This is a genomic window from Bacteroides sp. OF03-11BH (genome assembly GCF_003604005.1).
GTDB classification, from domain to species: Bacteria; Bacteroidota; Bacteroidia; order Bacteroidales; family Bacteroidaceae; genus Bacteroides; species Bacteroides ovatus.
This window is the reverse complement of sequence record NZ_QTMW01000072.1, coordinates 1-14,162: the sequence shown is the minus strand read 5'-3', so window position 1 is coordinate 14,162 and position 14,162 is coordinate 1. Positions and strand designations below refer to the sequence as shown.

At 43.6% G+C, this 14,162-nt stretch carries 9 protein-coding genes; 2 read left to right on the top strand and 7 right to left on the bottom strand.

Annotated elements, in window-relative coordinates; translation table 11 throughout:
• Positions 1-236: 236 nt before the first annotated feature.
• Together ltrA and DXA54_RS26375 are read left to right on the top strand one after the other, a co-directional pair.
• A complete protein-coding gene (gene ltrA / locus DXA54_RS26380; protein WP_005647985.1) occupies positions 237-1,889 on the top strand; it encodes a group II intron reverse transcriptase/maturase in 1,653 nt (550 codons plus the stop codon).
• A 4-nt stretch (positions 1,890-1,893) separates the two neighbouring features.
• Entirely contained in the window at positions 1,894-3,099 is a 1,206-nt protein-coding gene (locus tag DXA54_RS26375) for a TraM recognition domain-containing protein (protein WP_120081069.1), read from the top strand.
• 113 nt (positions 3,100-3,212) lie between these two features.
• Here DXA54_RS26375 and DXA54_RS26370 read toward each other — a convergent pair whose 3' ends face one another.
• From DXA54_RS26370 to tet, 7 genes are all read right to left on the bottom strand, one after another.
• The gene (locus DXA54_RS26370) at positions 3,213-5,207 is read right to left on the bottom strand and encodes an ATP-binding protein (protein ID WP_008645594.1); all 1,995 of its coding nucleotides are present in this window, start codon (positions 5,205-5,207) and stop codon (positions 3,213-3,215) included.
• Positions 5,208-5,209: 2 nt separating this feature from the next.
• The gene (locus DXA54_RS26365) at positions 5,210-6,667 is read right to left on the bottom strand and encodes an ATP-binding protein (RefSeq protein WP_008645592.1); all 1,458 of its coding nucleotides are present in this window, start codon (positions 6,665-6,667) and stop codon (positions 5,210-5,212) included.
• Positions 6,668-6,816: 149 nt separating this feature from the next.
• On the bottom strand, positions 6,817-7,434 hold the full coding sequence (locus DXA54_RS26360) for an RteC domain-containing protein (protein WP_008645591.1): 618 nt from the start codon (positions 7,432-7,434) through the stop codon (positions 6,817-6,819).
• 210 nt (positions 7,435-7,644) lie between these two features.
• Positions 7,645-8,058 carry a dihydrofolate reductase family protein gene (locus DXA54_RS26355; protein ID WP_008655868.1) on the bottom strand — a complete coding sequence of 138 codons (414 nt, stop codon included), beginning with the start codon at positions 8,056-8,058 and terminating at the stop codon, positions 7,645-7,647.
• A gap of 279 nt (positions 8,059-8,337) precedes the next feature.
• Positions 8,338-9,660: a sigma-54-dependent transcriptional regulator gene (locus tag DXA54_RS26350; protein ID WP_008645588.1), complete on the bottom strand. Its 1,323-nt coding sequence runs from the start codon at positions 9,658-9,660 to the stop codon at positions 8,338-8,340.
• Positions 9,653-11,971, bottom strand: a complete 2,319-nt coding sequence (locus DXA54_RS26345) for an ATP-binding protein (protein ID WP_008645587.1) — start codon at positions 11,969-11,971, stop codon at positions 9,653-9,655. The genes DXA54_RS26350 and DXA54_RS26345 overlap by 8 nt, the downstream gene beginning before the upstream one ends.
• A complete protein-coding gene (gene tet, locus DXA54_RS26340; protein ID WP_008645586.1) occupies positions 11,971-13,896 on the bottom strand; it encodes a tetracycline resistance ribosomal protection protein in 1,926 nt (641 codons plus the stop codon). The genes DXA54_RS26345 and tet overlap by 1 nt, the downstream gene beginning before the upstream one ends.
• Between the last annotated feature and the right edge of the window lie 266 nt (positions 13,897-14,162).

Below are 14,162 nucleotides of genomic sequence, written 5' to 3'. Positions count from 1 at the left end.
CAAGCCTGTATCTCTCTCGTAATAATGCGAGTAAGCGAACCGCAAGGCAAGCCGAATGGGGTGCAGGTATGAGATAACGGAGAAAGCGAATGCCGCCCTGTAATGGGGAGGATACGGATTGAACCAACATCACGAGTTAATGAGGGTAACATCATCCGACACGAAAGTGGGCAGACTTCCGTATATGGTAACTCTTTACAAGATAACTTTTAGAACTTTCAAAAGGAGGAAAGCAAATGAACGAAACTAAGACATCGTGTGCGCCTGCTGACAACAGGAATCTGACTTGGGACGGTATGAACTGGTCCAAGTGCGAAGCCTATGTCCGAAAGCTTCAAGCGCGTATTGTAAAGGCTCAGAAAGAAGGCAGACATAACAAGGTGAAAGCCTTGCAATGGATGCTCACTCACTCTTTTTACGCCAAGGCATTGGCTGTAAAGAGGGTTACTTCCAACAAAGGGAAGAAAACGTCTGGAGTAGATAAACAGCTTTGGGACTCTCCCAAGCGCAAGTACAAAGCAATCAGTGAACTGAAACGCCGTGGCTACAATCCGCAGCCACTCCGTAGGGTTCACATCAAGAAAAAGAACGGTAAACTCCGACCGTTGGGAATACCGACCATGAAAGACAGGGCGATGCAGGCTTTATATCTCATGGCATTGGAACCGATAGCCGAAACGACAGGCGACCGTTTCTCCTACGGCTTCCGAAAGAAGCGCAGGACAATGGACGCAATCCGTCAGATTGATACGGTTTTAAACCGCCAACATTCTCCCGAATGGATTTTGGAGGGAGATATAAAAGGCTGTTTCGACCACATCAGCCACGACTGGCTCATTGAGAATATCCCTATGGATAAGACAATACTCAGAAAATGGTTGAAATGTGGAGCTGTGTTCAACGGAAAACTATTCCCGACAGAAGAGGGTACGCCACAAGGAGGTATCATATCACCGACACTTGCAAACATGGTACTTGACGGGCTTCAGCCGCTCTTGGCTAAAAGATTCAAAAGACTATGGCGTAACAACAAGACATTCCATTACAAGGTAAATCTTATTCGCTATGCTGACGACTTTATAATCACAGGCCGAGATAAGGAACTATTGGAAAACGAAGTCAAACCAATAGTGATAGAATTTCTCAAAGAAAGAGGTCTTACCTTATCCGAAGAGAAAACTACTATTACGAACATATATGACGGATTTGATTTCTTGGGTTTCAATGTAAGGAAGTTCGGCAAAAAGCTATACACATCTCCGTCCAAAGACGCACAGAAACGCTTTAGGGCAAAAATCAGTGACATAGTCAAAGGACATAAGATGTGTAAGCAGGAATCGCTGATACGAATGCTCAATCCTGTAATCACAGGATGGGGTAACTATTACCGATATGGTGCATCGACCGATGCTTTTCATGGTTGCGACTACCACATTTATAATCTCACGAAGAAATGGGCCTTACGTCGTCACCCTAAGAAACGCAAGTCTTGGGTCGCAGACAGGTATTGGCATGAAATTCGGGGACGCAAATGGACGTTTGCGTGGAAATATGAAACGAAAAGTATGAAAGTGAACTACCTGACCCTTAAAAGATTGTCGGATATACATTATACTCCGTACAAGCAAGTCAAGGGAGAGGCAAATCCTTTTGACCCGGAATACGATGATTATTTCTCTCAGCGTAAGGAGCAACAAATGCTGGAATCTCTCAAAGGACGTAAGTCTCTCTTATATTTATGGAACAAGCAGAACCGGATTTGTCCGTTATGTGGCAAGGAAATAGACTGTACAAAAGCATGGAACGTCAACGAAATATCTGTTGGTGGTTCGATTGTACGGCAACTTGTCCACAACAACTGCTACAAGCGAAATAAACGAAAATGTTGAAAGTATGAGCCGATTTCTAACAACAAATAGAAATATTGAGTTGCTTGAGCCGTATGAGGGGAAACTCTCACGTACGGTTCTTAGGGGAGAAGGGGGCAGCAATGCCCTTGACTTACCCGATGTGCAGAAGCAGGGCGACTTCTTTGTGGAATCGCCCATCATCCTTTTCGCGGCTATCATCTGGTATCTTAAAATTTTTCAGAACGGCAAGTATTGCACGTTCCCCCATGCCATCGAGTTCCTGAACCGCCGTTACGAGGATATTTTCCCGATTCTGACCTCTTATCCCGAACTGGAGAACTATCTCTCGCCATTCATGGACGCGTGGCTCGGAGGGGCTGCGGAGCAGTTAATGGGGCAGATTGCTTCGGCGAAAATTCCGCTGTCACGCATGATTTCCCCGCAGCTCTATTGGGTAATGTCGGACAGCGAGTTCACGCTGGACATCAACAATCCCGAAGAACCGAAAATTCTCTGCGTGGGCAACAATCCCGACCGACAGAACATATACGGGGCGGCTCTCGGTCTGTATAATTCCCGTATCGTTAAACTTATCAACAAGAAAGGGATGCTGAAGTCGTCGGTCATCATAGACGAGCTGCCGACGATATACTTCAAGGGGCTGGACAACCTTATCGCCACCGCGCGAAGCAACAAGGTTGCCGTGTGTCTGGGTTTTCAGGATTTCAGCCAGTTGGTGCGTGACTATGGGGACCGCGAGGCGAAAGTGGTGATGAACACGGTCGGCAATATCTTCTCCGGGCAGGTGGTGGGCGAAACAGCCAAGACGCTCTCGGAGCGGTTCGGAAAGGTGCTTCAAAAGCGGCAGTCCATCTCCATCAACCGGCAGGATGTTTCCACCTCCATCAACACGCAGATGGACGCGCTTATCCCGCCGAGCAAAATTTCCGGCTTGACGCAGGGGATGTTCGTCGGTTCGGTGTCCGACAACTTCAACGAGCGTATCAAGCAGAAGATTTTCCACTGTGAGATTGTCGTGGATGCCGAGAAAATGAAGCGCGAGGAGAAAGCCTACAAGCCGATACCCGTCATTACCGACTTCGCGGACGCGAACGGCAACGACTGCATGAAGGAAATGGTGAAGGCGAATTACAGGCGCATCAAGGAGGAGGTGAAACAGATTGTCGCCGACGAGTTGGAGCGCATCGCTGGTGACGAGAATCTGAAACATCTGTTGCAACAGAAATAATATATAACAACAAGATGTATCAGACTCCCGTTTTGAGAATTACTCCTGCTACAGCTATCTGTGACAGGAGTAATTTGTAATTCTTTATATTGAGCATTATGACTATATTAAGTTCAACTAACCATTGCGGCCGTGTTATTTGAAACTTCATTCATTACCTCATTTAATGATTGGGATTTAGATAAAGTGGCTCTTTCTATTTTGAGCTTATCAAGCAAATATTTCAGCCTACGTTCCACCTCATTTGTTATTTCACTCCATTTTTTTACATAGAGGCTATAATTACTGTCATTTTGGACTAAACCAGTAAGCTTATTTATGACCCTTCGACCTACAATATCATCATAGTCTTGTCCTATCAAAATGAAAGTCCAGAACTCATTAGCATCATTAAAACAATCTTGTTTTAGAATAACATCCATATATTGTTCTAATTGATTTAACTGTTCTGATTTTAATTGTTTTATAGTTGTCGGATTTTTGATTTCCACAACTATATTATGAGGTCTCCCATCCCTAAAATCAGTACCAGTAAGAAATAAATCCATTTCTTTGTATTTATTAGGGTGAGCAATATATTTTTTCTCGCTAACTCCACGCAGAATATAAATGTATTTTCTTAAAGCCTCTTCAAATTTGACCTCTTCCGCACATACCATTCTATATTCTTCGCCAAAAATCCAATAGTGTTTTTCTATGAACGACTGCAAATCACGAACTTCATTGGCTTGTAAAGTATGATTAAAAACAATCTTTTTTAGATTCTCCAGTGTCAGCAATCTGTCTGAAATAAGCTTAATCGTGGAAACGACTTGTTTTAACCTCGTTATTTCTAATATTTTTGCAAATTCTTTCCTATCGTTCGAGTCTAATTCAACAACTGCATCTAAAATCTTAAACAGACTATCGCGCTCACCGCTATCCATCACCAAATTTAGAAGTTCTAAGAAAACTCTTTTTTGTTCTTTGTTCAACTTCATGAAAACAGCAGGTTCTACTTCGTATAGTTCCTTTACGAAGTTTTCCAAACCTTCTCTACGCACTATATCCCAATCTTCAGTACCAAATTTAGGGAAAACATCTTCATTCTTATATTTGGTTACCATAACTTCTGCTTGCTCCTTTAGGAATGGGCGTCTTTTCTTTTTGAGAAACTCATTGAGTTGCGTAATTAGTTCCTTAAATAATTTTCTATCAGCAGAATTATCAAACAATTTAGGTTGAATAGCATTATCGTCTAATTCGTTATCACAATTGATTTCATTGAAGAAATCATCAATCACAATTACAGAATGCCAAAAATTATCTCCTTTTTTATTTAATAATGTCGTTTTGGTAAATTTTAACTCCAAGTCATTATTCAAGAAGTAAAATCGAGAATATTCATCATTCATCTTTACATTCCATCGGATATACTTGCATTGAAAGTTGATGTTATTTTTCTGGTTATGTGATAATATCGGTGATATTGATTCTTGTTCTGCTATTATAGAAGAATAATCTAATTCTTGCCCATTGATGTATATTTGATATTCGGATTTCAATTCTAAAAACCACGCAAATTCAGCCTTTAGATAAGGGATAAGAGTCTTCGTTATAAACAAACTGGAAATATCAGAAGAAATCTCATTAAAAACGACACAAGTACCTGTTGTTGTGTCATCAGATACAAGTGGCTCTGTTGTAGTGTAGTCTTTTAAAGTATCGCTATCAATTCTAATGTCATAAGACATTATTTGTGCATCTTTACTATAGCGTGTTTCCCAATTAGCAAATCTCGCAAATTTATAGAAAGTAAAACGACCATAACCGTTTTTTCCTCTTGTAAATTCAGTATTATTCTCGTTGGCTATTCTCTTTTGAGACTCATAGAATTTTTTGAATTTTATAGGTAATTCTTCATAGCAGATGCCTGTACCATTGTCTGTTATTCTAATATTTTTGATTGTGTCCAATTCTGCATTGTCAATTTCAAAATCAATATTTACAACGGTTGCTTTTGCATCAAATCCATTCCATACATATTCGGCAATAGCTCGCTCTGGAGTATATTTATTCAATATTTTCCTAATGCCAGCAGATGTTATTTCTACAGTTTGCGAGTTCATGACTATTTATTTTTAATTAAATCCAGACCTTTCTCCGTAAGACGGTATTTCTGTCGCGGGTGTTTCGGCTTTTCCGGATAAATCGGTTCTACTAAATCCAACCTTATTGCAGGATACAGATAAAGCTCCAGAAAATTGCTTTTGTCCTTCAATCCTATCATTTCCATAACATCTTTTGTCGATAGTGTCTGATTCCCGATTGCAGACAGAACTTTTCCCACTTGCGGGGTAACTGTCGGGTAACTATCGGGCGACTGTGGGGTGACTGTCGGGTATGACCCGACTGCTTTCCGGGTATAGCGGAAAACGACCCATACGCTGTTTCCGTCCGTGTGAAATTCGGGGTCCGGAATGCCGACACGCCGGCACTCGCTTATCATAAGCCCGATGCCCCGTCCCCAACTTTCCAAGACCTCGCTTTTATACAGCACGTTTGCTATGATTAGATTTTGCGGTTCTGAATTATGCCCGCTTAACAGTTTTTCCATTGTTATATCCGGCGGAAATGTCCCGCTGTTCTCTATTTCCACACGGTCGTCATAGATGGCGATTCCCACCGAACTGCCGGGACGGTGGTACAGGCGGTGGCACAACGCATTTGTGCAGCACTCTCTCAATGCCTTGTACGGGATTTCCAGTTCTTCCTCACGGTACAGCCCTTCTATCTTACCGGAAAGTGACAGATGTTTGAAAAAGAACGCCATTGCAGCATCCAGCAGCGCGTAGATATTCCCAGTGACACGTTGATTGTCTATAAACTCGTCTTTCGTCGTGCCTTTGAAACGCGCCAGACGGAGCAGGCATTGGGGATAATAATAAAAATCATGACCGAACAGCACTGCTGAAGCATTGTTAAGTTTCCCGTCATGCAACAGACTGAATTTTTCGAGAATGGTCGGCAAGTCTTCCCTTATGGTTGCTTCAGGTAAACGACCGCTTCTGATTCCCCCGCGAACAGCACTAATGACGGCATGTTCGTCAAGGTCGGATATTTTAAGGTCAGGATTTGCTATTGCCTCCCAAGCGTATTTCCCGCCCCGCTGTATCAGATATTGGTTATATATCTCCTGCGGCATGATGGATGTCGCGCTTTCCACCCGCAGGTAAGCCCGTCCTTTGTAAGAGAACGGACGCATATATCTTTGTTCTTCCGCAGACAGTGCGATGACACTTTTGCCAGTGTCTGGTATTTCAGTATAAGAAACTTCAACTGTGGCAAACGGCTCGATACGCCGGATCGCGTCCGCTATATCCCGCTTGGTTTTGTCGCTCACGTCTTGTCCGATGATTTTTCCCTTGTCGGTGACACCGAACAATACCGTGCCGCCTTCGCCGTTAAGGAAGGCGCAAAGCGTTTCCATGCCGCGCTCCAACTGTCCGGTGGTTTCCTTGAACTCCACCCGTCCGCATTCTTTTTCGGCTATCAACCGTTTTATTATGTCGAGGTTGTCTATGCTCATATACAATTCTGTAACGTGGGTACAAAGATAGTGCTTTTCGCTGGTTTTCGGGCGAATAGATAACGAAATGTATCTACACAGCAGGACAAAACCTACAAAAAATCAGAGAATGACATAACGTCACCCCCTGATTCATCATTGGTACAGGATTATTTTCTCAAACGTTCCATTTCCTCGTCGCGGAGCATCCTCTCGTTCAGTTTCTCCTGCATCCTGTCAAGGAAGTAAGTGCGGCTTTCGTTTTTCCGGCGTTTGATGTCGATATAGAAACGGTAGCAGTCCTTTGATTCGATACCGAAAATCTTGTAGAGGAGCGGGGCGAGCTGTTTGAGCGGCATGTTGCCGTTGTTGATGCAGCCCATCTCGTTGATGCCGTAGATAAGTTCCACGAGGTCGATGGCGTTGCCCGTCCATTGCAGGGGTGAGGCGGGATTTTCGGTTGTGTTGTCGGAGGATGTACGGATGGGGATTAGTGGTGGCACTTGGGGAGCGGCAAGGAACTTCTGCATCTTCCTCACTAAAGAGAGTGCCTTGCTGATATAGGCTGCAACCTCCCTCTTTTCTTCGGGAAGATTGCGCATGGGATGGTGCTGCAACTCGATTTCGATGTAAGCCAGTGCGATGATGGTGCGGTTGGTGTCCACATTGCCGCTGCATAGCTCGATTACTTGCGTGGCGAAAGCCGTATATGCCGTTTCCATATTGCAGTCCCCGGCTTCGTTTATACGGCGGAAGAACTCGGTTTCCGCCAATAAGAAATAATTCATATCCTGTCAATTTTGAAATTTTACACTCTGTTTTTCGGTATGCGCACATGAATATGATTGGCAAAAAGCGTGTTCATAAAATAAAAAATCCGGCACACTCTCTGCAAGGTGCTGGATTTCAGTGTGATAATTTTGCAATTTATTTGTCTGTCAGGAATTATTTTCGACTTAAAGTGTTCATTTCCTGAACATTCGTCCATTTTCCGGACATCAAACGCACGCTTTATAGATATGGCGGACCACTCCGTTGCGGTACACCTTCTGCGAGGTCAGCGTCCATTGTTCCTGTGGCAAGGCGGACTGGAAGAAACGCTTTCCCGTTCCGGCAATGAAAGGAAGCGTATAAAGTATGATTTCATCCACCACACGCATACGTAACAGCCCATTGATGTAGTCCGCCTTTTCAGGAGTGACTTCCGCCAGATAGCAGATGTCTGTTGCGGATTTCCGCCATTCGTCGAGCATAGAGATGGAATAGTCGGGTGTGATATGATAAAGGGCGTTTTCCCTTATCTCGTTGATACCGCAATCTTCAAGGCGCAGTTCCTTATACGCTTTGCAATATAACTCGGAGCTTTGACAACCGTCCATCGTGAGGACGGCAAGAATCTGTACTTTACCCATTAGCGTTTCCTTTCGTTGGGCAAGGGCAAAAAAGTAGCGTGCAATCCACGCTATCACTAATGGAGGCTCTGGAATGCCCTTAACAGGAATAGGTGAATGCACGCTATGCGTAGGCATAGCATAAGCAATCACGCAATAGTTCCTGTTAATGTTAATTTTCCAGATTCCCATTAGGACGCCTTGCGGTCTTATGTTATATATAGGCGGCAAAAGGCTCTGCCAATCGCCGTTACCTTCTGATATGTCATGCAAAGATAGCCATTTTCAGCGAATTGCGGGCTATGGTTGCTCAAATTTATACTTCAATCCATATTCTTCCAGTTTATTATAGAGTGTTGTCCTGCCTATTCCAAGCAATTCGGCAGCGACCTTCCGGTTCCCGTCAGCCTGCTTCAAAGCACGCAGAATCCGCTCTTTATCTTCCTCGTCGTTGCGTAGGGAGAAGCCGGTAACAGAGGTTGTTTCGGTTATCCCAAGTTCCAGATGCTCTTTTGTGACAAGTCCCGTCTGAGCCTGCAACACCGCACCCATGATTTTCTGTCGAAGTTCGCGCACGTTGCCCGGCCATGAATGGGTCAGCAACGCTTTCCGTGCTTCGGAACTGAAACCGCTAACCTTGCACTCCAATTCCTTATTGGCAATCTCACGGAAGAACTCCGCCAGCGGCATGATGTCCTCCTGACAGTCACGTAAGGGCAGAACGGTTATTTCAAAGTCATGTAGGCGGTATAACAAATCCTGCCGGAAACGCTTTTCATTGACCGCCTTTTCCAGATTCTCGTTGGTGGCGGCGATGATGCGGACGTTGAAACTGCGGTCGGACTTGTCGCCAACGGGACGGAACCGCCGTTCCTGTATGGCACGGAGTAACATCTGTTGAGTTTCTGGTGCGAGATTACCCACTTCGTCTAAAAACAATGTGCCGCCTTCCGCCTCGTGGAAATAGCCTTTCTTTGTGTTTTCAGCACCAGTGAACGCTCCTTTGACGTGTCCGAAGAACGCCGATGGTGCAAGCTCTTTGGTGAGTGAGCCGCAGTCCACCGCCACGAAAGGCTTGCCTGAACGCTTGCTTTTATCGTGCAGTAGATGGGCAATATGCTCTTTGCCAGTACCGTTCTCCCCGAATATCAGTACGCTCATGTCGGTAGGAGCTACCAGCCTTATCCGGTGCATGATTTTCTGAAAGGCTGAACCGTCACGGGCAAATACGGGCATGCGGCTTCGCCCGATATTCCGCTCTTTCAGTATGGTGCGGAGCAAAGGCACGAGTTTGTCCTCCACGAGTTGCTTGGGTATGTAGTCCAGCGAACCGAGTTTCATGCTTTCAACCGCCGTATGTACTTCGGCATAGTCGGTCATGATGATGAACGGCTGCGTCATGCCTTCTTTGCGCATCCAGCGCAATAGGTCGATGCCGTCACCGTCAGGCAAACGCAAATCAGAAACTACTATATCATTGTCAGTGGCTTGTTGCAGAAGTTTCTTCGCTGTCGAGAGGTGGAAAGCCTGCACGGTACGGAATTTCTCCCGTGCCAGCAGGTTGCAGACAAACTCGCAATATACGATGTTGTCCTCCACCACGATGATTTTTGTTTTATCCATTTTCGTATTTTCTCCTTTCTTCTTTTGCCAGCCGGATTATCTCCGAACCCTTATCCAATACGGCAGTCACGGCGTTGTTCAATGCTTCATAATCGGGAACGGCACTCCCATGAAGCTGTTTATAAAGTTCCCTTAATGGTTGGTCGGCACGCAGTATCTCCCACGAACTATGTAGGTGGTGTGTCAGGGCGTCCAGTTCTTGAAAGTCTTTCCGTTGTTCCGCATCCCTGACCGACTGCATTTCCTTTTCGGTTTCCGCTATCAGTTTATCCAACATGACGGATTCATTGCCGTAAGACAGTAGGGAGGAGAAATCAGGCTTTTCATTTTGTTTACCTTTCATGGCGCACTTGTCGGAAACTTCCATCAGCTCCGATATGGAAAACGGCTTGAGAAGGCAATCGGAAAATCCACGTTCTAAAAGTTCCTCTCTGTTGCAACTGCCCGAAGCGGTTGTTACAATAATCGGAATGATCCTTGAATTGCCCACATTGGAGGTGCGTAGCAGTTCCAACAGCTCGAAGCCGTTTATATCCGGCATATTCAAATCGGTCAGAAGCAGACTGTATTCTTTCCGGCGTATCATTTCCATCAGTTCCGCAACATCGGTGCAAGTGTCGCAATGTATCCCTTCTTGTGCATACATTTCTTTCAGCATTAGGAGAAGTACCTTGTCATTGTCGATGGCAACAATATCATGGAGTGTTCGGTTATGATGAATCTGTGTTTTATTTATCCGTTCCGGCAATTCCTCGGCTGACTGCATGGGTATCTCCACCGTGAAACGGCTGCCCTTGCCTTTCTCGCTCTTCAGCTGGATTGTGCCGCCGAGCATTGTCACAATGCGCTGAACAATGGAAAGACCTAATCCGAAGCCGTCCTTTGCGGCAGCGTTTGACAAACGTTCAAACGCACCGAACACACGTTGCTGTTCCTCTTCGGTCATACCCGAACCCGTATCTTTGACGATAAGTTTCAGCATACCGTTATCATACCCCATTGTCAGAGAAACGGCACCGTTCTCAGTGAACTTGATGGCGTTTGACAGCAGGTTATTTCCAATTTGTAGAATGCGTTCCTTATCGGTCAGTACAACAGCATCCGTGTGATTCGTCACAGTAAGAGCAAGTCCCTTGTTTATGGCAATTGGCATAAACTCTGATTCGAGCGTATGCGCTATTGATGAAATCCTACACGTGGAGAAATTAGGCTGTTCCTTGCCGTCGTCCAGCCGGAAGAAACTCAGAAGAGTATTAAGCATTTCACGCATACGGTCGGAGGATTGCTGAATATTTCGGATATACATCCCGGTTTTATCCGCATTGAAGTTTTTTTGTATCAGTCCGGCATAGCCCGTTATTGCAGTCAGCGGTGTGCGTAATTCATGGGTAATGGTATGTACGGCTTTCTTGCGGGAGGTTATCAGTGCCTCGTTTCGCTTTGCCATTTGTTGCAGTCGCTCGATTAAATCTGCGGTTTCCTGTTTATATCGCTTGATGCGGTTGGCATTTCGGTGTATGATGATATATGATATGACCAGTAGCAGTATAACGAACCCTGTCAAGCCCCCAATCTGAATGAACGACCGTTCCCGCATGGCTGTTATCTCGGCTTCCCGCTTTTGTAGGTCAGTTTGTACTTTCCCGTCTATTTGAACAACCAGTCCTTGCAGTTGCCTGTTAAGTTCCGCATTTCGTGCGGCAAGGCTATCGGCATGAACCGATAAGCGGCGGCTTTGTGCCTGTTGTTCGGTTCTCATATTCCGGTTAAAGGAACGGTGCATCGTGGTAGTCACAGTTGGTTTCGCTTCTTCCTTTTTGCCGAAGATGCCCAAGAAACCTTTGCGCTTGGACTTCTTGGGCTGTTCCTGTACACTCTTCTGCACGATTACAGGTACTTGACTGGTTATCTTATCGTTGATGGCTTGTTGTTGTTCAAGTATTTGAACGATTTGGCACATCTGCCGTTCCTTATCTTCGAGAAGATGGCGTACGCTGTCTATACGCTCTGCCGGATAGGTAGCTTTGAAACGGCAGAGCATACTATCCATTGCCATACGCTGTGCATGGTAATGTTCGATATCTTTATCGTTCCATTCCAGTATTGTTTCACCAAATAGAGAAAATTTTATCATTTGAATATTGATATTGTTTATCTCTTTTCGGAACTCGTCTATTTTTTTATTGTCAAGTTCTAATGCTTCTATCTCCTGCCATTCATAGAAGCTATTATATGCTATACATCCGATAAGAACGGAGATAAGTATATACCCCAACCGTATTGTCTTATAGAAATTCCTGGATCGTTCCATTATTTTGATGATACTGATTTTTCAAACATGAATAAAAGTTTATCCTTTTCTTCCATACGGGTATTATCAGAATAACCGCCTTTTGTTATTTGATACCCACACGGCTTAACCATAAAAGTGCCTAAGCCTTTAGTGTATGAACTTACTTCTGAAGCATAGTCTTTACTTGTATTTAATGGAACTTTCCCTTCAATAAGACACCACTCTTTATTACAACTGATACCTTTAATCTCAGACATCATTTTTTGCAGATCTGTAATAGCTTTGGAACTTGCTACTTGTGGTATCTGTAACTCAAAATAGAGCATCGGTTCGAGAATATCCACTCCTGATTGTTGCAAAGCCAACCTGAAGACATAAGGAGACAATTGTCTAAAATCGGCAGGGGTACTTATCGGACTATAATAAAGGGCATAAGTAAAGGTTACTTTCAAATCCGTCACTTCCCATCCATGCAATCCCGATTGGCAAGACATACGGATTCCTTCAAAAACGGCATTTTGAAAAGAATGGTTCAGATAACCAAAGGAGATTTCACTTTCGATTTGCACCCCTGACCCTATCGGTAAAGGTTCCAGAGTCAGTCCTATTGAGGCCCAGTAAGGGTTGGGAGGGACTTCGATATGGATAATCTTATTCACCTTCTTTTTAGGTCGTTCTTTGTAGATAGTCTTGATTTCATCAAAATGGGTCTTTACGGAGAATCGTTCTTCCAGCAATGTTTGTATGATTTCTTTTTGGGTTAAACCATATAACGAGATTTCCAATTCATCACTATATGAATTTATGGAAAAGGACAGAGACGGGTCTTCAATAAACAATACATTTAGAGCGGATATCAACTTGCTTCTCTCTTCGGGCTTGTCTGGTCGGACAGAAGATTTGAGGGCGGGATGCTGATGAGATAATCCTTGAATCAGACAAGGTTTAACACCTAAATAATCTCCGATTCTTAATTCTTCTATATCTTCTATAATTGCGATATCATTAGCAACCACTTCATCAACATTTATCTCTTTGCCCTGATAAATGGTTTTTAGATTTTTAATCTTGATGAATTTTTCCGAATCATTGACTTTTATAACGGTTCGAAGTCTCAGACTTCCGTCAATAATTTTTAGAAAACTTCTTTTATGCCCTTTGGGGGCATGTTCTATTTTATAAAGATAAGCTGAAAGTCTATTTGGGACTGATGCCGGAGGAAATATAAAAGAAATGATGGCGTCTAACAACTCATTGATGCCAATATTGCACATTGCTGATCCATGCAAGACCGGATAGGCTTTGGCTTTTGCCACAAGAGCGATTATCGCATTCCAATAATCTGCCGGTAAGATTTCTTTATCCGCCAAATATAGTTCTAATATATCGTCGTCATGGTTGCATACAAATTCTTTGTGTTCTGCCCTTATATCTGTTGAGGTGCAAATCGGGTAAACTACTCCATCGACAACCGTTTGCATAAACAAGACGTCTTGCGACAGATTTGTTTTTATGTCCAGATATAAACGCTCAAGATTTACGCCGGCACGATCAATCTTATTGATAAATATAATTGTCGGGATTTGCAGTTTTTGCAAAGTCTTGAACAGCAACTTTGTTTGTGCTTGTATGCCTTCCTTTGCCGATAATATGAGGACTGCTCCATCAAGCATTTTGAATGTCCGCTCCACCTCTGCAATAAAATCCATGTGTCCCGGAGTGTCAATGATATTGCATTTCACACCATTCCAAACAATAGATGTCGTAGAAGCCCGAATAGTAATTCCTCTACGTTTTTCTATATCCATAGAGTCTGTTATGGTGTCACCTTTATCAACACTGCCGCGCTTTTCCGTTGCTCCGCAGGCAAATAGCAGATTTTCGGTTACGGAAGTTTTTCCTGCATCAATGTGAGCAAGAATTCCTAAATTTATAATGTTCATTTGATTAAGCAATAATATACTACAATAGATGCATTGCCGAAACGCACCTTTTAATACCTCCTCGTAGCATGTGGAAAACTACAGGATTCTTAACTCGTATTAATATGTATATTATTACTGCCGCATAATTGAACGCAAATTTACGAAAAAAAAGTTCCCTGACAAAAGCACAAAGAACTTTTTTAATCTATACGTATTTTTATTTGGTATTATTAATTTGTTATGCGGCAGCTTAAAAGACGACACCAAACCAGAAAAATCATCTT